We start from the raw sequence: 17,794 nt of genomic DNA, 5'->3' as shown, positions 1-17,794 counted from the left end.
CTCCCCGCCCTATTTGAGTGGCCAGCAATGAGCTTTTCCGGGAACCCCACCACCTTTGTGGAAAAAGCGATCGAGAACGACGGCTTCTGGCCGAACCTCTCGCTGGCTGAATTCCAGAAGGCTTACCGCCTGCCGGCGGAGCACCTGGTTGAGATGCTGGTCACTAACCTGACCACTGCAATGGTCGAGGTCAATCGCGACCTGGCCAAGTTAAAAGCGAGCTGGCAGGACGCTGGAGTGTCAAGCGTTGAGTCTGCAGACACCACCGTTCTGCCGGAGCGCACCTTTCAAGCGGAGACGTACAAGCGCGCTGTGTATTGCCGCGCCAAAGCCAACTTGCTCCCGGAGTTTGCCTCGGTCGTCCGTCGTGAAAGCGCCGAGAACCTGGGCAAGGAAGCACCGGAGCGCAAGGAAACCTTCCTTGAGTTCAGCCAGCAGGCCGTCCGCTCGCTGCAGGGCCGTGGCCGCATTACGGCGGCGCTCCTGTGATCAAACTCCGCGCCTTGACCAAGTACCTGATCGACACCCGACTGGTGCTCGCTGAGCAGGTCGACAGCTGGCCCGAGCAGGTCAACCTGGACTTGATCTGGAAACCCAGCATCAACGGCATGCACCTGGGCGACATGAGTTACAGCGCCGTCATTGTGCTGGAGCGTTTTGGCGCTAACCCGGCGTTGTTGATGGCTCTGGTTGGTAGTTGGCTGGAGGACAACGACGACGATCGCGACGATCTGCCCGCGCCGAGGTTCGCGATCGAACCCCTGGACAAAGATTTGGCCGACGTCGAGCTGACCCTCGAATTCGTCGAAGCCCAACACATGGCCGAGGATCCCAACGGCTCGATCGTAGCCCATGGCAAGACATGGGGCCTGGTGCCGTTCGATCTGTGGACCGCCGAGCAGGGCGAGGTGCTGAACCGTGGCGCGTAGCACCTTCGAACTCGATACCCGGGGCTACCTCGGTGTGCGCGAGCAGTTGGCTTTGCTGAGCCTGCCGCCGCAACTGCGCCGTCGCCTGCTCAACAACGTCAGCAAGCGGATCCGGACCATGGGACGCAAGCGGATCCGTGATCAGCAGAACCTGGACGGCTCGCCGTTCGAAGCCCGCAAGGGCGACGGCAAGGGCAAAAAGAAGATGGAGGCCGGCCTGGGCAAGTTGCTCCAGGTCACCGCCCTGACCGCTGACAGCGCGACATTGGGCTGGCGCAACGGCTTGACCAGTTGGGTCGCCGCGCAGCAGCACAACGGTACTTCGGAGCGCCGAACCGCCGCGCAGATGCGCCGTTGGAACCGGGTGCCGGAAGGCTTAGCCGCGACCGACAAGCAGGCCAAGCGCTTGCGTCGACTGGGCTTCAAGGTGCGCCAGGCGGGCAAAAAGAGCCTTACACGGCCGTCCGTAGCGTGGATTCAAGAACACGTGAACTACGCCAAGGCCGGGCTGCTGATTCGCATCCTGTCCGACGAAAAAGCCGAGGGCACGGGCGCACAAAGCTGGGAAATCACCCTGCCCAAGCGCCAGTTCCTCGGCGTCAGCACCGACCGGGACACCAGCCTGCTGGTTAACCAGGTGCTGCAACAAATCCTCAACTCTCCCCGCTAACGAGGCACTGCATGGCACTTGGCAAAGTCAGCGTAAACAATCTCAACCTCGGCCAGGGAGCCGTGACCGAGATCGAGCGCTATTTCCTTTTCATCGGCCCCGGCGCAAAAAGCGTCGGCAGCCTGATTCCTTTGAACACTGACAGCGACCTGGACGTGATGCTGGGTGTCCCGCCCAGTGACCTGAAAACTCAGGTCATCGCAGCCAAGGCTAATGGCGGCGATCGCTGGGCGTGTCTGGCCGCTCCGATCGCTGCCGACGGTGAGTGGGCCGATGCTCTCGAAATGGCCCAGCAACAGGGCTTCTCCGTCGAAGCAGCGGTGATCACCAAACCGGTGACCGCTGGAGCGGAGCTCTCCGTGATGCACGACGCTGCAATTGCCATCAACAACACCTACGGGCGCCGCCTGTTCGTCATGGCCAGCTCCGTCGGCATCGCTGCCCAGCAGACCTGGCCCGAATACCTCACTGAGCAAAAGGCAATCACCAAGGACTTGGCTGCGCCGCGAGTCCTGGTCGTGCCGCAACTGCATGGCAATGACCAGGGCGTTCTCGCAGGGCGTCTTGCCAATGCGGCCGTCAGCATTGCCGACACCCCAATGCGTGTGGCCAGCGGTGCTGTGTTGGGGCTGGGCCCCGCGCCCAAAGACAAGGACGGCGTGCCGCTGCCATCGGCCATCCGATCGGAACTCGACACGGCTCGTTTCTCTGTCTCTCAGACATATGCGGATTACCCGGGCGTGTTCTGGGGCGACGGCAACATGCTGGATGCGCCGGCGAGCGACTTCCAGGTGGTCGAACACCTGCGCTTGGCCGACAAGGCCGCCCGCCAGGTGCGCCCGCTGCTGATTCAGCGCGTAGGTGACCGACGCCTGAACAACACGCCCAACAGCATGGCGGCCGCCGTCAGCGCGTTCATGAAGCCGCTGCGTGTCATGGCCAAGTCCGCAAAGTTCGCCGGCCAGGTGTTCCCGGGCGAGATCGAGTCTCCCAAAGACGGCGACATCGTCCTGGTGTGGCACACCAAAACCAAGGTCGAGGTGTACATCAAGATCAAACCCCTCAATTGCCCGAAAGACCTCACGGCGAACATCGCCCTGGATCTTTCCAACGACGATTCGGAGTAACCCCCTATGTCCCGTATTGGCGGTAAAAACTTCGACATCAACCTGGGTGATCTGCAGATCCATGTCGAAAGCTGCACCCTGGATGTCACCGACAACACTGCCGTGGCGCAATCCCGGGGCGTGCCCAATGGGCATGTCGACGGCGACGTGTCGTGCAGCGGCGAATTTGAATTCGACACCAGCAACTTCAACCTGCTGATCGAGGCCGCCCGCACCGCCGGCAGCTTCCGCCAGTTGGAGCCCTTTGACTCTATGTTCTTCGCTAAAGCAGGTGACGAAGAGCTGCGTATCGAGGCCTTCGGCTGCAAGTTGAAGGTATCCAGCCTGCTGAGTGTCGATCCTAAGGGCGGCGAAAAGACCAAGCACAAGGTGCCGTTCGACGTCACCAGCCCGGACTTTATCCGCGTCAACGGCGTGCCGTACCTGGCCGCTGCAGAGATCGAGGGCCTGCGCTGATGGTGTGCCCGTTCGACCGTGCCCAGGCGCTGGAACAACGCCAGCGTGACCAGGCGATCGCAGCCCAGCTCGCCCGAGCGCGTCCGATCGGGCCCAGCCGGACCCACTGCCTGGACTGTGAAAAAACGATTCCCGAGAAGCGCCGTGCCCTGGGCGGAAAAGTCCGCTGCACGCCCTGCGAGTCTCTTTCCGAGCAAGGACAACGCCGATGAGCCTTATCACCTGGCCGCACTTCGCCGCGGCTGAACTGCGCTGCAAGTGCGGCAAATGCAACAGCACCGGCGCCGAGATGGATCCGGCCTTCATGACCGAGCTGGTGACCCTGCGTCAGCAGTTCGGCCGGCCGATGGCGCTGAGCAGTGCCTACCGCTGCCCGAAGCACCCGGTGGAAGTGAACAAGCCTGCACCAGGTGAACACTGCACCGGACTGGCCGTCGACGTGGCCTGCCGTGGCGCTGACGCCGTGGAGATCCTGCGCCTGGCGATGAACCTCAAGTTCACCCGATTTGGGATCAGCCAGCGTGGAAACGTTCGTTTTCTTCACCTGGGCATGGCGCCGGCCGGTGGCCGATTCCCCAGCCCTGCGATCTGGAGCTACTGAATGCACCGTACGCGAGTGGTGGCAGTTATTGGGGTGCTCGCTGCATTGGCGGGCAACCAGATGGACAGCGTTGCCGATTACTTCGAAAGCACTTACGCGGACTACGTGGGCACCGTGGCCGGTGCGTATTGCCTGTCGCCTGCAGAACTGCGTGACACGTTCCGTCAGATCATCGACGAAAGCGCGGCCCCCAACAAAATCCGCGTGGAGTGCGCCGCCGATGCCCTTTAAAACCTCCCTGGTCGTAAAGGCTGTAATGGGCACCAAGCAATGGCAATTGGTTCAGCCGCTGATGTACCTGACCGCCAGCAACCAGTGGGTGACGGTGCCGCAGTGCTACCGCACTGACCTGGCCAGCGTACCCCGTCCGGTCTGGTGGTTGATCCCACGTGACGATGAATGCGCCCGCCGGCCATCGGTGGTGCATGACTTCATTTACACCAACGCCACCGACCGATTCACCAAGGCCGAGGCCGACCAGGTGTTTTACGACGCCCTGCTCGAGGAGGGTATGTCCAAGCCTCTGGCCTGGCTGATGTACATCGCCGTCCGGATCGGCGGCCGTGGCAACTGGAGCGCATGACATGGAACTTTCCGCGATGGCTATCAGCGTGCTGCTGATGCTGACCGAGCTGGTGTTGACCGGCGTGGTGGGCTTCCAGGTGTTCCTTTTCAAGCAGGTCAGTGCGGCCCGCCGTGAGCACCTGGAGCTGCGCATCGAGATAGCCACGCACAACGGGCGAATGGAATCGTTCGACAAAGCCCTGGAGAAGCTGGAGGCGCGATTTGAGAAGCGCCTCGAGCAGTGCCTCGACACCTATTTCAACAACCTTAATCAGAGAACCAGACCATGACCCAATCCCGCGAAATCACCCTGGAAGTCGGCGCCAAAGAGTTTGCTTTCACCCTGTCGCCCCAGGACGTGACCAAGTACTTCAACGCCATGACCGCCAACAACAAGGTCGCACCGTCCTTCAACCTGCTGAGCAGTACCGTGCTGTCGGCCCAGAAGGCCGACCTGCGCCTGCTGCTGGAAAACCCGGTGATGACGATGCAGATCGCTGGCGCGCTCCTCGAGGAGTACGCCCCTGACGTCGAGATCATCGTAAAAAAGCCCTCGAGCACGCTGACCGCCTAAGCGAAGACGGCCTGGGCCAGTTGCTGGCCCTGACCAACCGATGGCTACCCGGTGCCGAGCCCAGCATTGAAAACATGGGCACGGCCAAGTGGCTGGAAGACGAACACTGGAAGCGCATGGAATTCGCCGTGGCCAACGGCATAGCCCACGCCTTGAATGGATAGCACCACATGGCTGACCGTAGCGCCCGCCTGGATTTCATCCTGGCCCTGACCGACAAGGTCACTGCACCGCTGGGCAAGGTGAAAATGGGCTTTTCCGAGCTGACCGAGCAAAGCGAAAAGAACATCAAGACCATGGGTATGGGCTTGGCGGGCGTCACCGGCGGCTTTGTCGCCATCAACGAATCGCTGCAGCCTGCTCTGGAGATGAACCGCGCCCTGGGCGAGGTCAAATCCTTGGGCGTGGCCGAGGACGCCCTGCAGGCGCTCAATCAAAAATCCCTGGAATTCTCGGTGGCCTACGGTGAGAACGCGAGGGATTTTGTCGCATCGGCGTACACGATCGAGGGCGCCATCAAGGGCCTGACCGGCAGTCAGTTGGCTACTTTCACCAACACCAGCAACCTGTTGGCCAAGGCCACCAAGTCCGACGCCGACACCATGGGGCAGTACGTCGGCACCATGTACAACCTGTTCAAGGGCCAGGCTGATGCCATGGGCAAAACTGAGTGGGTTGAAAAACTCGGTGGCCAGACCGCGCTGGCGGTGCAGCTGTTCCGCACCGACGGTGCCCAGCTCAAGGACGCTTTCAAGGAAGTGGGCTCGATCGCCACCGCCGCCGGCGTGGATATCGCCGAGCAGTTCGCGGTGATCGGCTCGCTGAGCAGCACCATGGAGGGAGGCGATGCCGGCGGGCGCTACAAAGCGTTCTTCGAGAACCTCGGTGCCGCTTCCGAAAAGATGGGTATGAAGTTCACCGACTCAAACGGCAAGGCCCTGCCCATGCTGCAAATCATGGAAAAGCTGCAGGGCAAGCTGGGCGACCTGACCAGCGCGTCGGCTGCCACCAAGTTGATGGAGGCGTTCGGCGGGGAAGGGGCTCAGGTCATCACTTCCCTGGCTAAGGACACCGATCGCCTACGCAACGGCATGGACAAGCTGGGCAAGGTGCGCGGCCTCGAGGACGCCGAGAACATGGCCAAGGCCATGGTCGACCCGTGGCAGCAGTTCGCGGCGGCTGTCGAAGCGCTGCGCATTGCCTTTGGCCAGGCGCTGATCCCGATCCTGACGCCGCTGATGGCCAAGCTTTCCGGCATCGCCGGCACCATGACCCGCTGGACCCAGATGTTCCCGAACATCACCCGCGTGATCGGCATTGTCACGCTGACGATCTTTGCGCTCATTGCGGCCATGTCCCTGCTGACCTTTGCCGTCGGCGCCGGCCGCATGGCTTGGACGGCCATCGTGACCGTGTGGAAAGTGGTACAGCTGCTCAACCTGCGCGCTGTCGCCGGCTTCCTCCTGCAGGTGGCTGTCATCGCGGTGTACGTGGCTGGCCTCACGCTGCTGTACACGACGATGGGGATCATTCGCACGGCCATGCTGCTGTGGCAGGGAGCGATCTGGTTGGTCAACGTTGCCCTGACCGCCAACCCGATCGGCGTCATCGTGATGGGGATTGCTGCCCTGGTCGCGCTGGTCGCCGTCGCCATCTACTACTGGGACGACTGGACGTCCGCGCTGATGGACACCGAGGCCTTCAAGTGGATCAGCGATCAACTGACTGCGTTGTCGGATTGGTTCACGTCCATGGGCGGCTGGAGCGGCATGGCCAAGGCTGCATGGGATGGCATCGTCGCGATCTTCCACACGTCGATCAACAGCCTGATCGAGATGCTGAACAAGATCCCCGGCGTCGACATCGAGACCAAGTTCGGCGCCATGCCCGAAGTGCCCGGCACCGACATTGGCGTCAACACCGTGGACGGTTCTGCAGCGGCGCAGAAAGCCCGGGACAACATCAATGCGGCCATTCCAAGCCTGTCGCCGGCGCGCCCCAACGCCGTGCCCCAGGGCGGCCTGCTGACCAGCATTCAGAACAACAACAGCAGCCAGAACAGAGGCACGCACGTGGAGAAAGTTGAGATCCACAACAGCAAGCCTATGACTCAGCTGGAGATGGAAAACATGATGAGCATGGCGGTGCCCGGATGAGCGAATACATCGACCTGCTGATCCAGGACAACGACCTGGTGCTGGATCTATCCCGCCAGCCGCAACTCATCGATGACCGGGGCAGCATCGCCCAGGACATCGCTCACATGATCCGCGACAGCGGCCTGCTGGTGACTCTGGTTGCCGAGCGCGATCGGCTCAGGCAACGCGACTGTATCCAACAAATGGAGCTGCTCGTGGAGGCGGACGAACGCCTGGTACCGGGCACGGCTTTGATCACCCAACTGGAGCCAGGTCAGTACCTGGTCACGGCCACCACCCTGAAATTCGGCACGATCGAGGTAACGTTGTGAGCGACGTAGATTTCAAGCAGGCCTTGGCTGACGCCGGCATCCCGACCACTGAGGCCGGCCTGCGTCAGGCCTGGGAAACCGAAGTCGCCGCACAGGGCAGCAAGCTGAGCAACACCAGCGCCTATTCGCCGTTCTGGCGGGTGGTCACCGCCCTGGTCACAAAACCGGTGCTGTGGATTCTGGAGTTCTTTGTGGCCACGGTGCTGCCGAACTTCTTTGTCAAAACCGCCGTGGACGCCTGGCTGGATATGCTGGTCTGGGGCGTGAACGTCGAGCGCAAGGGCGCAACAAAGGCCAAGGGATTCTTACTGTTCACCCGCGTGGCCGCCGGCGGTGCCCTCGAGGTCGCCAAGGGCACGATGGTGCAGTCGGCCGCGATCAATGGCCACGTGTACCAGCTGGTGACGACGGCGGTCGGCACCTTCACCGATGGTGTGATGCAGTTGCAGATCCCGGTCGAAGCGATGGATGTCGGCAGCGGGTTTAACCTGGCGCCGGGGTATTACGCCGTGTTGTCAGTGCCAATCCCCGGTATTGCCCAGGTGGCCAACGCCGATGGCTGGTTGACCACGCCCGGGGCGGACAAGGAACCCAACGACGAGCTGCGCCTGCGCGGACGTAATCAGTTTTCGGCGGTCAACCAATGGCACACCGACGCCGTGTATCGGGCGATGATTTCCGCCTTCCAGGGTGTGCGTCCGGATGGTGTGTATTTCGAGCACGGCGCACCACGTGGGCCGGGCAGTGCCAACGCCTTTGTGCTGTTCGATGCGGGTGTACCGGCGGCGACGTACCTGGCGCAAATCAACGCGCACATCCGTGACCTGGGCAACCATGGCCACGGCGATGATTTGCTGGTGATGGTGATGCCGGAAACCCTGCATGCGCTGAGCATCGAGATCTGGCCCCGTACGACCCTGACCGCCGAGCAGCGCCAGGCCCTTGAGGAAGACGCGGCCCAGTTCATCCGCGCCGCGTTTCGCGAGAGCACCGTGCGCGACTACCAACCGACCCTGACCTTTCCCCAGTCGCGGTTTTCGTTCAGCCGGCTGGGTGAGGAGCTGCACCAGCAATTCGCCGGCATCGAGTCGCTGCACTTCGCCAATGCCGACATCGTGTCCGAGCTGAACATCCCCCGGATCCAGAGTCTGCAGGTGCTGCTCCATGATTAAGCTCGATCTCAAATTCTGGCTGGCCGGCACCGAGCTGACCAAACTCAAGGACGCCGCCCAGAGCTGGTGGGAAAAGGTTGAGGGTTGGCTGCGCTGGCCTTTGCTGCAGATGGACGCCGACACCTGTCACCTGACCATGCTCGACCTGCTGGCCTGGCAACGCGACATCACCCGCTTCAAGGGCGAACCCGAAGCGCTTTACCGCCTGCGCGTAAAGCACGCCTTCATCAATTCGGTAGACGCCGGCAGCACCGCCGGCATGAAACGCATTCTGCAGCGACTCGGCGTCGGTTACGTCGAGATCGAGGAGCGTATGCCCGACCGGGATTGGGACGTGGTGCTGCTGCGTTTCTCCGATTCGCAGCTGTCGAAAAACCCCGAGCTGCTGCGTGTGTTGATTCAGCAATACGGCCGCACGTGCCGCCGCTATGACTTTGTGACCCTGACCCCCGTGAATCTTCGGGTGGCCCTGGTCGACTTCAACGACGACCAGCAAACACTGGTTGCCAGCCTGTAGGAGCCCCCCATGGGAGCCAGCATTACCCTTGCGGGTGAAAGCCTGATCGCGCAGAAACACGCCGCCCAGCAGGGCCTTGATGTGGTGCGATTCATTTTCGCCAGCGTGCCCGGCCTTGATCCGAATGGCCCGGTTGATCGCGCAGCGCCGAAGCCGGCCGCAGGGCAGATCGTCCACGTCTACGACATCCCCGACGGCAACGCCGGCTACGTGAACCCCAACCAGGTGGTGTACAGCTCGCAGATCGGCTCCGACGTCGGCGACTGGGATTTCAATTGGATTGGCCTCGAGTCCGCCGAAGGCACCTTGATTGCAGTGGCCTATGTGCCGCTGCAGATCAAACGCCGCAACATTCCGCCGCTGCAGATCGGCAACAACCTGACCCGTAACTTCCTGGTGGCCTTTGACGGCGCCCAGGCGCTGACCGGTATCACGATCGATGCCAGCACTTGGCAGCATGACTTCACCGTACGCCTGGCCGGCATCGATGAGCGTGAACGCCTGAGCAACCGCGACGTGTTCGGGCGGGCCTGTTTCTTCGGCAGCTCGCTGCAGGTGGAAAAGGTCGGTGGTGTTTATCAGGTTAAAACTGGCACCGCTTACGTGGAGGGTATTCGGCTGGAGCGTTCGGTGGTGTTGCCGATCGTGTCGCCGGCGTTTCCGACGACAGCCTGGCTCGATGTCGCACTGCAGCGCGAATTGAGCGATGTGGTGGCCAGCTGGCAAGTGGTGTTCGCTGCCGCTCGCCCGGACTACACCGACAGCGCCGGCGTGAAGCACTACTGCGTGGCCATCGCCGATCTGACCAATGCCAACACCATCATCGACCGGCGTCCGGTCGAGCCCATTGATGGACCGCTAGTGGGCCACTTTGCCGCTCGCACCGGTGACTATCCGAATCTGCGTGCAAGGGCGACTACCAAAGACGACGTGGACCTGGGCAATTTGCCCAACGCCAAGAGCGACAGTTTTACCCTCGAAGACAGCGAATCGCTGGCTTCGTCCAAAGCCGTGGCCAGCCTGTGGAAATCCATTCAGATGCATGTCTCCAGTTTTGCTGAAGACAAGGTACTCACAGCGGCGGAACGAGGCCTAGTTGTCGTCGATGCCAGCCTGGCGAACCGAGCGTTCACGTTGCCAAAATCAGATGCAGCGCTGGGGGTGGTCGATTTCATTATTCGTCGGGCTGACAACACCACCAACCGCTTGGTCGTCCAGGCCAACGGCAGCGACAAAATCAAGTTTCATACGCACCTCAAGGCTGACGGCTATGGATTCGTGGTGCTGATGGGGGCGGGTGACTGGTGGCATTTCCGCAGTGACGGCGCGGGCAGTTGGTGGCCGATTGGACGACTCGATGCGACGCCCTTGGGGCGTCCAGTGTTCGAGACCACCACGTTGTTCAACCCGGGTGGCTACGGTGCCTTGGACGGTCCGTTGATCCTTCGGGCGGAATGGCCATGGCTATGGGATCACGCCCAGCAATCGGGAATGCTCGCGACCGAAGCGACACGCGCAGGCAAAGAAGGCTGCTGGACAGCCGGTGATGGCATGCAGACGTTTCGAGGACCAGAAGGGCGCGGTGAGTTCCTGCGCATTTGGGATGAAAACCGAGGCATCGATATAGCTCGAGTCGCGGGCAGCTCAAAACTGAGCCAGAACAAGGAACACCAACACGCCGCACGACAGGGACTCGGCTTGAATCTGAGCTCCGGGTCCAATGCCCTGGTCGCTTTCGGCAACGTTGTCATCGGCACTCCCTTGGTCAATGGCGCTGTCAGCTTAGAAGGCGGCAGCGAAGCGTACCCACGCAACCTGGCCTACCCCGGCCGAATCAAAATGATTTGAGGTATCTATGACTAATTATCAATTCGACGACGTCGGTGTCCTGTTTGGCCCTGTGGTGCTTCGTGGTGTTCCAGGTATGGGCTCGTATTTGCCCAGCAACATTGTTCCATTCGAAACAGCGCTGCCCGCTCCAGAGCCCGACCATGTGTGGGTGCTGGTCGACGGCGAGGCTCATCAGCTGGAGGATCATCGCGGGCCTGTGTATCGCACGGAAACCGGCGAAGCCGAACATCATTCCGACCTCGGACCATTGCCTGACGGGTACACAGCGACTCCGAAACCCTCGCCAACGCATCACTGGCAAGACGGTGGTTGGATTAACGATCAAACATCCTTGCACGCGACAAAGGTGATCGAGATCAACAACGCTTGCATGGTCGCTATCACTGGCGGTTTCTGGTCATCGTCACTTGGTAAACCTCATCAATACAGCAGCGAGTTGGACGACCAACTGAACCTCACCGGTGTGATTTTGGCCGGTCTGGACAGCCCATATGCCTGCCGTGATGAACAGGGTGTAAAGGAGTTCAGGCCCCACACCTTCACCCAACTGCGTCGCGTTGGTGACGACTTCACCTTGTTCAAGCTGCAGCTGCTGCAGCGCGCCAATGCGCTCAAGCAGCAACTCGACCAGGGACTGGCCGCCAACGACGTGGACGCCCTGGAAGCAATCAGATGGGAGTCGCTGACGTGACGGGCTGGGCACCGGTGACCATGTGCTGGCCTGAGCAGGCCACGCAATGGATGGATGGGTTGGGCGCGGCCAAGGAGCTGGCCGGCGGCGAGCTGGCCAGTACCGCTTTGCGCCTGGCGAGCCTCGACGGCATGACCAGCACCAACCCGGGGCCGGTCGGTGATGCGGCAAAAGGTGCGATTGCCGCCGGCCGTGCCGCAATGAGCCAGCAGATGGGCGAGGCGCCGGCCTGCCTGGTGGTGACCCCGTTTCAAAGCGGCATTGGCCAGGGCCGCGGAAATCAGCGTTTCCTGTCGGCACCGAACCTGCTGCAGCAGCTGGCCAGCAAACTGACTGACGGCACCGACTCCGGTCGTCCAACCGGACCGCAATACGCGCTGTCGCTGCTGTTCCTGGGCACGAATTTCGCCCAGTGGGCCGGCACGTTGTCACGCTTCAATGCGTTGCTGCCGATTCCTGACCTAGTGCGGGCTGAACGACGAGCACAACACCTGTCGACGCTGGAAACGGAAAAGTGGGTGATCCCCAGTTCTGGCCCGTTGCCGCGCTGGCAATCACTGCCGCTCGAGCGCTGCACCGTGGTCAAGGCCGCCAAGCAATCGATGTCCGGTCAACTGGCGATGTTGGAGAGCTACGCGGCCGACAGCTCGCCGATGGGGGATCTCGCCGCACTGGCAACCCGCAAGGCAGCCCAGCAGCAGGGCCGTGATCAACAGCTGAATGACCTCAAGGCGTTACTCGCCGGCGGAGCGGCTGACGGCAGTATGCGCGCGCGGCTGATCGGTCCTGGTGACGTCAACGAACTGCGCCGATCGCTGCTCGAGGGCGACGCCCCGGGGCACGAATGGGTGCTTTCTGCCGGCGTGCTGCTGGTGGGATCGCTCGAGGGCTTGAGCTTTGTCCGGGAGTTGGTCGGCCTATGACCCTACTACTCGACGGCGAACAGGTCCTGGGCAAGAAGATGAAGATCACCGCTAACCTGCGGATCGAGAGCGACGACATGTCCGGGCAGACCAGCAACACCCAGACCGCGCACAAGGGCTTCAAGCCCAAAACCCTGGCGGTGTCGCTGATGATCCCTTTTGTCGACCTGGTGCAGTTGCGCACGATCATGCGCTTGGCTGAAGCCACGGCCGGCGGTGGCCAGTTGAAAATGTACCGAATCGTCAACGATACCGCTGCGGCGTTCGGCATCCGTGAGGTGCAGTTTTCGGACGGCGTCAGCGCCCGGGAGGACGACACGCTGGCCGCGTGGCTGGTGCAGTTCACCCTGTCGGAAAAGGCTTCGAACCCCGAGAAGGTCGAGGCGCGGCGCGCTTCCAATGGCGTCAGCTCGCAGTCCGCACCCGGCCAGGCGGTGGGTGGATCGGGCGCCGCCGGCGAGTCCGGCAGCGGTCAGGAGTTGAGCGGCTTTGAAAAGACCCTCAAGAAACTGGACGACTACCTGGCGCCGGCAACATGAAACTACACAAGGTTTTGACGATCGCCGGCCAGGCCTACCCGCTGATCAAGGACGAAGTGCGCCTGGACATCAAAAGTCCCGGCCGGGCGACGTTCACGGTGCAGGCCGGGCAGACGCTGAAAGGGCTGGTGACGCTGGATATCGGCTACAACGAGCGCATGTTGCAGCGCCACTTCCTGGGCTATGTCGAACGCTCGACGGCTGCCAATAGCACTCAGCAACTGGTGGCCTGTCGTGAACTGGCCTCGATCCTGGCCAACCCCCTGCCGCTGAACTTGCGGCACGTCGACCTGCAGGCCGTGTTGGCCGAGATCAGTGATAAGACCGGGCTGAGGTTCCGGGTTCCGGACAAGGCCTATGCCAAGGTTAAGGCGCCGTTCTTCTACAGCCTGGCAGCCGGCTATTTGGCCATGGACAGCCTGTCCAGCGTGTTCAGCATCCCCGACTTTATCTGGCAGCAACAGGGCGACGGCGAGGTGTTCGTGGGCAGTTGGGCCGACAGTTTTTTTGGTACCCGCCCTGCACTGCAGTTGCCCGTCGAACTGTTCGATGGCTACCAGGGCAATCAGAGCGCCATGATCGCGCCCCTCCCCGGGCTTCGACCAGGTGCAACCATCAACCAGGGCGAGCGGATCACCAGTGTGACCCTTGCCGGCAATCAAATGGCGATCAAATGGACGACGCAATCCGGCGCAGTGTAGTGCGCCAATTTCCCGAGTTGAGCGGCGGCTACCACCTGCCGCGCTTTGGTCGTGTTGTCGCGGTGCCGGATGCGCCAGCGGCCCCCGGGCTGTGCGATGACTTCCGGCCGCGCTTCGGTGTCGACGTTGAAGTCCTGTTGCCGGATGGCGAGCCGGATCCAGACCTGCCGATTCTATCTGGTCTGCCGTTGCCGGCGCCGATGGGGGGGCAGGAAGCGGGCATGTTTGGCTTTCCGGAGGAGGGCACCACCGTGGTGGTCAGCTTCGCCTATGGTCTGCCCAGCAAGCCCTTTATCACCCAGATCCTGCCCCATGGCCTGAGCCTGCCCCGGGTACCGAAAGGCGACCAGGTGTGGCAGCACAGCGAGGCCTGCCAGCAGCGCGTCGACGCCGATGGCAACTGGTTCCGCCAGACTGACGGCAAGATTCAGGACAAGGCGATCGAGCGCGAAATCGAAGCCCTGGACAACAACGAGAGCTTCCAGAATCACACCAGGACGGTGGACGACCATTCTACCGAGTCAGTGGGGGGCATCAAGACAATCGAGGCGCTGGGCGCGCTCAAGCTGCTGTCGGGCGGATCCGCAAGTCTGGCGGCGGTGGACGATCTGCACCAGGCTACTGGTCGTGACCTGAACCTGGTGGTCGGGCAGAAACACAATGCCACGGTGGGTGGCGATATGCAGGAACGGATTCAGGGCCTGCGCAAAAGCGTGGCCGGGGTCAGCCAGCAATTGCAGGCGCCGAAAAACTGGGTCGGGTCCAGCGATGTAAACCTGTTTCAAGTGGTGTGTGACATGCTCGATCTGCTGCAGCAGATGAATACTCAATTGGCGGTGCACACTCATGTTCCAGGCCCAATGCCTAATCCGACTGATGCGAAAGAGTTTACGACCAAGGCGGGTCAAGCCTTGGCGCTGTCCGTGAGTTTGAAGTCGGTAACGCTTATGAGTTAGTTTTGTCTGAGATGGAATCTTTTAATCCAGTGCATATGAATTCAAGCTTCTCATATATTATTTCGCTTGACTCGTGATCATAGCGAGATTGGTAAAAATTAAATTCGCTACGTCCAAATTTCGTACAAAGGGATTCAATTTTTTTTATTATCTCTAACTTGTTTTCCATAGAGGTATTTATTCCAAAAATAATCCCCTCTAATGAATTGAAGTCGTAGCGAAGTTTTCTATGTTCATCGCACTCTAGATCTCCGGTTGAGGATGTTTGTATCAGACGGAATTCTTTCTCTCGGTCCCATGCCCTAAGTTTGACTGTCACCGAGCTATAAAATCTATTCCAGTAATCGGCTCGCCACTTTTTTTCATCCTTAAACATGTCCTTGGCACAGGTGCTGATTACTTTGTTGTCTCCCATGAACCATGATTTTATCAATGTTGGGGTAGGAAGTTGGCCTAATGATCTGAAAAAATCAATCTCAACAAACTGTTTTCCATATGAAACCTCATGGAAGTTAAATTCTACCGGTCCCCAAGTTTTGCCATTTTTGTCCTCGCCATTTGGGGCGCTTAGCGTTAAAGAGGTGCCGCTTCCATCTTTTTTAGTCTTGAATTTAAGGCAAACATCTTTGTGGTATCCGCCGTAGCTTCCCCATATTGAAGAGTCAGAGCACGAGGTCATAAAGCATGCCGTATACCAACTGGGATATATTAGTCGCTCTATATCTCTGCAAAATATTTCAGGGTACTCGAATAACAAAAAAAACCAGTGCTCGCGTCCAGTGTGGTCGATTTTATATCTAGTCCATAGTAATCGATCAGCATTGCGTCGGGAGGACGTCTGAAACTCGGCCTCTTGCTCTGATGTTAGATGTCCCCCGGGGACGATTGTCAACGAGGCCGTTTTGATGTATTCAAGTATCTGATTTCGATCAGCGGTGAAGTAATTTAAACGCTGGGTTACTACGCCGTGAGTATAGAAAGATTCAAGTATGATATCTATGAAGTAATAGTGCAGTATTTGTATGTAGGCGAGCATCTCCCCACGTTTTGCTTTTCTGTCTACAGCGATTTTCGAAATGAATTCATTGATGCAAGGCTCTGATGTCAGTTTCTCGAAAATGCTTTCGTTGAGATTGTTTAATTTTTCGGAGGAAGAAGTAGCAGAGGCAAATACATCAGACTGCTTAATTAGGGGGTCTCCCTGTTTGGCGTTTAGGAAATGAAAGCAACTATCTATCAAGCATCTGAGATAATGCTTTATTAGATTTCTCCAAATTATTTTATCGCCATAGAAAAATATCTCGCGGTATCCTTCAAGCGGATCATTTAATTGTTCTGGTGACGCGAAATAAATGTATTGTCCGTCTAGCTCGCCAATGTTGATGTCGTCACCCAGTAGCCGTCCTACTGGTCTAAATCTATACATGAACTCGGTCATTATAATCCCTTATGAATGCACTGGCGTACGGGCGGAAAGTAAAAATTAATCTACCAAAAATGTGTTTGATAAAACACAGATTATCGCTTGATGATGGCTAGAAGCTCTACGATTCAGTCCAATCGACACCACCATGATTGAGCGTTCGCGCAGCTATCAATGTACTCAATTCCATTGAGGACGAGCCCGGTCACGGCCATTCCATCCAAATGCGAGCAGTGCGTCCTCATCCCGCAGCATTACCTCCCACCGCACAATCGCATTTGTCTTCAATGATCCTGAACTCTTGGTGCGCATCGGCTACTCCTTACCACTCAATCAGTGCTGTATAAATAGACCGAATGTCGAGTGGCGCTGACAGGCAACAAATGTCCGATGAGGCGCAGATAGGTTGACAGGGGAAAGATGTGCTAGCCCCAAAAATAATCGGCCGAGAAATCACTTATCCCCCTCCCGCCGACGGGCTTTACGTCCCTTTTTTGTGCAAAGCGGGGTGGGGTGCAAACGGTGGCTCCGCCTAGGCCCGCTGCGGGGGCTGTGGGCTGTTTCGCAATTGCACGGAGTGCAAGGTTTTGCGAAGAAGTGCAGCGGCCTTGCACTGCGTTATGGGACGGCGGCAAATTGGTCTGGGGAGTGAGACGCCCGGTTTACAGGAGCTACGTCTGCGAAAACCAGCTGCAGACGGAGTTTTCGTTTTTGGAACCGTTCGCACCAGGTGCGAATTAGTCACTGTCCAACCCAATAGAAAAACAGCTGTGAGGCCCAGCCCATGCGGTTTTCCTGTGTTCTGCGGCATTGCACAGCTTCACCACAAATTGCGTGGCTATTAGTGCCGATTTAGAAAACGCGAAAAAAACACAAAAACGGATGGCGCACAGCCATTTTTCAGACGTGGGGCGGGAAAAGGGTAATTTTAGTAAGCGAGGGATCAAAACGGGCTGGAGCCCTTATAGCTCGTGGCTTTCGCCTATTACCTCAGAGGGTAATTTCAGGTAAGGGGAGGGGTAATATTTTGTTCAAGTCCCCATTTTATTGGGTTTGGCAGCTCACTGGCATTACTCGCAATGAAAGTAATTTTCTAACCATCTAGTTACCTTATTATTACCTCTATAAAACCATGTCTACTACCTGAATTTATTAGGTTTTATCCGGTTTTTCACAGCTCATTACCAAAATTACCTTTTTCCCATCCCTCAACATAAATCGCTCAAAACGCCTGTTGTGACCGTTTTCTGCAACTTGGTGCATTTAGCCATGGGACTGCCATGGGACAGATCCTGCGCGCACCACCAGGCTGCAGCCCTTATAAACCGTGGGGCGTTGTTCCGAAAATCGAGAACGGGTAGTTTCGAATCTCTCCTTCACCGCCAAATTCGATGTAACCAGAACCCCTGATTTCGAAAGAAGTCAGGGGTTTTGTGGTTTCTGGGTGTCTGGATTTCGAGGCAGCACGTTGGCCGCGACAAGGGTAAAAAATGCTCGCCTGGTGGGGTGTCAATTTGCCAGCGTATGATATATTGGCGCCGTTTATGTGACCAGGATCAAAGCCTTATCATTGATTTTCAACGAAAATTAATACGACTTTAGTCTGATTCGCTTAACAACAAGGATGTAC

The 17,794-nt window shown here is 58.9% G+C and carries 23 protein-coding genes; 22 read left to right on the top strand and 1 reads right to left on the bottom strand.

The window, feature by feature from the left end:
• The first annotated feature begins 27 nt into the window (after nucleotides 1-27).
• From ACYZUC_RS11075 to ACYZUC_RS10970, 22 genes are read left to right on the top strand one after another with little or no spacing between them, the layout of a single operon-like run.
• The gene (locus tag ACYZUC_RS11075; protein WP_461996700.1) at nucleotides 28-489 is read left to right on the top strand and encodes a head completion/stabilization protein; all 462 of its coding nucleotides are present in this window, start codon (nucleotides 28-30) and stop codon (nucleotides 487-489) included.
• Nucleotides 486-929 carry a phage tail protein gene (locus tag ACYZUC_RS11070; RefSeq protein WP_461995682.1) on the top strand — a complete coding sequence of 148 codons (444 nt, stop codon included), beginning with the start codon at nucleotides 486-488 and terminating at the stop codon, nucleotides 927-929. The genes ACYZUC_RS11075 and ACYZUC_RS11070 overlap by 4 nt, the downstream gene beginning before the upstream one ends.
• A complete protein-coding gene (locus ACYZUC_RS11065; protein ID WP_461995680.1) occupies nucleotides 919-1,599 on the top strand; it encodes a phage virion morphogenesis protein in 681 nt (226 codons plus the stop codon). Before ACYZUC_RS11070 ends, ACYZUC_RS11065 begins: the two co-directional genes overlap by 11 nt.
• Nucleotides 1,600-1,610: 11 nt before the next feature.
• Nucleotides 1,611-2,726 carry a DUF2586 domain-containing protein gene (locus tag ACYZUC_RS11060; RefSeq protein WP_461995678.1) on the top strand — a complete coding sequence of 372 codons (1,116 nt, stop codon included), beginning with the start codon at nucleotides 1,611-1,613 and terminating at the stop codon, nucleotides 2,724-2,726.
• 6 nt (nucleotides 2,727-2,732) lie between these two features.
• A complete protein-coding gene (locus ACYZUC_RS11055; RefSeq protein ID WP_461995676.1) occupies nucleotides 2,733-3,182 on the top strand; it encodes a phage protein in 450 nt (149 codons plus the stop codon).
• Entirely contained in the window at nucleotides 3,182-3,394 is a 213-nt protein-coding gene (locus ACYZUC_RS11050) for a TraR/DksA C4-type zinc finger protein (protein WP_461995674.1), read from the top strand. The genes ACYZUC_RS11055 and ACYZUC_RS11050 overlap by 1 nt, the downstream gene beginning before the upstream one ends.
• A complete protein-coding gene (locus ACYZUC_RS11045; RefSeq protein ID WP_461995672.1) occupies nucleotides 3,391-3,783 on the top strand; it encodes a D-Ala-D-Ala carboxypeptidase family metallohydrolase in 393 nt (130 codons plus the stop codon). Before ACYZUC_RS11050 ends, ACYZUC_RS11045 begins: the two co-directional genes overlap by 4 nt.
• A complete protein-coding gene (locus tag ACYZUC_RS11040; RefSeq protein WP_461995670.1) occupies nucleotides 3,784-4,014 on the top strand; it encodes a hypothetical protein in 231 nt (76 codons plus the stop codon).
• Nucleotides 4,004-4,366, top strand: a complete 363-nt coding sequence (locus ACYZUC_RS11035; protein ID WP_461995669.1) for a DUF1353 domain-containing protein — start codon at nucleotides 4,004-4,006, stop codon at nucleotides 4,364-4,366. Before ACYZUC_RS11040 ends, ACYZUC_RS11035 begins: the two co-directional genes overlap by 11 nt.
• A gap of 1 nt (nucleotide 4,367) precedes the next feature.
• The gene (locus ACYZUC_RS11030; RefSeq protein WP_008042257.1) at nucleotides 4,368-4,637 is read left to right on the top strand and encodes a hypothetical protein; all 270 of its coding nucleotides are present in this window, start codon (nucleotides 4,368-4,370) and stop codon (nucleotides 4,635-4,637) included.
• Nucleotides 4,634-4,921 carry a putative phage tail assembly chaperone gene (locus ACYZUC_RS11025; protein ID WP_461995668.1) on the top strand — a complete coding sequence of 96 codons (288 nt, stop codon included), beginning with the start codon at nucleotides 4,634-4,636 and terminating at the stop codon, nucleotides 4,919-4,921. The genes ACYZUC_RS11030 and ACYZUC_RS11025 overlap by 4 nt, the downstream gene beginning before the upstream one ends.
• A gap of 20 nt (nucleotides 4,922-4,941) precedes the next feature.
• Entirely contained in the window at nucleotides 4,942-5,085 is a 144-nt protein-coding gene (locus tag ACYZUC_RS11020) for a DUF6890 family protein (protein WP_154401798.1), read from the top strand.
• A gap of 6 nt (nucleotides 5,086-5,091) precedes the next feature.
• Nucleotides 5,092-7,077 carry a phage tail tape measure protein gene (locus tag ACYZUC_RS11015; protein ID WP_461995667.1) on the top strand — a complete coding sequence of 662 codons (1,986 nt, stop codon included), beginning with the start codon at nucleotides 5,092-5,094 and terminating at the stop codon, nucleotides 7,075-7,077.
• Nucleotides 7,074-7,391, top strand: coding sequence for a DUF2590 family protein (locus ACYZUC_RS11010; RefSeq protein WP_461995666.1), 318 nt, complete (start codon nucleotides 7,074-7,076; stop codon nucleotides 7,389-7,391). Before ACYZUC_RS11015 ends, ACYZUC_RS11010 begins: the two co-directional genes overlap by 4 nt.
• Nucleotides 7,388-8,563 (top strand): baseplate J/gp47 family protein, encoded by a 1,176-nt coding sequence (locus ACYZUC_RS11005; RefSeq protein WP_461995665.1) that lies wholly within the window; start codon nucleotides 7,388-7,390, stop codon nucleotides 8,561-8,563. Before ACYZUC_RS11010 ends, ACYZUC_RS11005 begins: the two co-directional genes overlap by 4 nt.
• Entirely contained in the window at nucleotides 8,556-9,080 is a 525-nt protein-coding gene (locus tag ACYZUC_RS11000) for a phage tail protein (RefSeq protein ID WP_008042270.1), read from the top strand. The genes ACYZUC_RS11005 and ACYZUC_RS11000 overlap by 8 nt, the downstream gene beginning before the upstream one ends.
• Nucleotides 9,081-9,089: 9 nt before the next feature.
• Nucleotides 9,090-10,928: a phage tail-collar fiber domain-containing protein gene (locus ACYZUC_RS10995; protein ID WP_461995663.1), complete on the top strand. Its 1,839-nt coding sequence runs from the start codon at nucleotides 9,090-9,092 to the stop codon at nucleotides 10,926-10,928.
• Nucleotides 10,929-10,935: 7 nt separating this feature from the next.
• Nucleotides 10,936-11,622, top strand: a complete 687-nt coding sequence (locus ACYZUC_RS10990; RefSeq protein WP_461995661.1) for a DUF4376 domain-containing protein — start codon at nucleotides 10,936-10,938, stop codon at nucleotides 11,620-11,622.
• Nucleotides 11,604-12,545, top strand: coding sequence for a hypothetical protein (locus ACYZUC_RS10985; protein ID WP_461995660.1), 942 nt, complete (start codon nucleotides 11,604-11,606; stop codon nucleotides 12,543-12,545). Before ACYZUC_RS10990 ends, ACYZUC_RS10985 begins: the two co-directional genes overlap by 19 nt.
• Nucleotides 12,542-13,084: a baseplate complex protein gene (locus tag ACYZUC_RS10980; RefSeq protein ID WP_461995659.1), complete on the top strand. Its 543-nt coding sequence runs from the start codon at nucleotides 12,542-12,544 to the stop codon at nucleotides 13,082-13,084. Before ACYZUC_RS10985 ends, ACYZUC_RS10980 begins: the two co-directional genes overlap by 4 nt.
• Nucleotides 13,081-13,785: a hypothetical protein gene (locus tag ACYZUC_RS10975; protein ID WP_461995657.1), complete on the top strand. Its 705-nt coding sequence runs from the start codon at nucleotides 13,081-13,083 to the stop codon at nucleotides 13,783-13,785. Before ACYZUC_RS10980 ends, ACYZUC_RS10975 begins: the two co-directional genes overlap by 4 nt.
• Nucleotides 13,758-14,741: a hypothetical protein gene (locus ACYZUC_RS10970; RefSeq protein ID WP_461995655.1), complete on the top strand. Its 984-nt coding sequence runs from the start codon at nucleotides 13,758-13,760 to the stop codon at nucleotides 14,739-14,741. Before ACYZUC_RS10975 ends, ACYZUC_RS10970 begins: the two co-directional genes overlap by 28 nt.
• On the opposite strand, the gene ACYZUC_RS10965 is transcribed toward ACYZUC_RS10970, so the two are convergent.
• Nucleotides 14,731-16,179: a hypothetical protein gene (locus ACYZUC_RS10965; RefSeq protein ID WP_461995653.1), complete on the bottom strand. Its 1,449-nt coding sequence runs from the start codon at nucleotides 16,177-16,179 to the stop codon at nucleotides 14,731-14,733. The two genes, ACYZUC_RS10970 and ACYZUC_RS10965, sit on opposite strands and share 11 nt — an antisense overlap.
• Nucleotides 16,180-17,794: the final 1,615 nt, after the last annotated feature.

The organism is Pseudomonas sp. GT1P32, from assembly GCF_054897805.1.
Note: the sequence above shows the minus strand (reverse complement) of the source record. Positions and strands in the feature narration are given on the sequence as shown.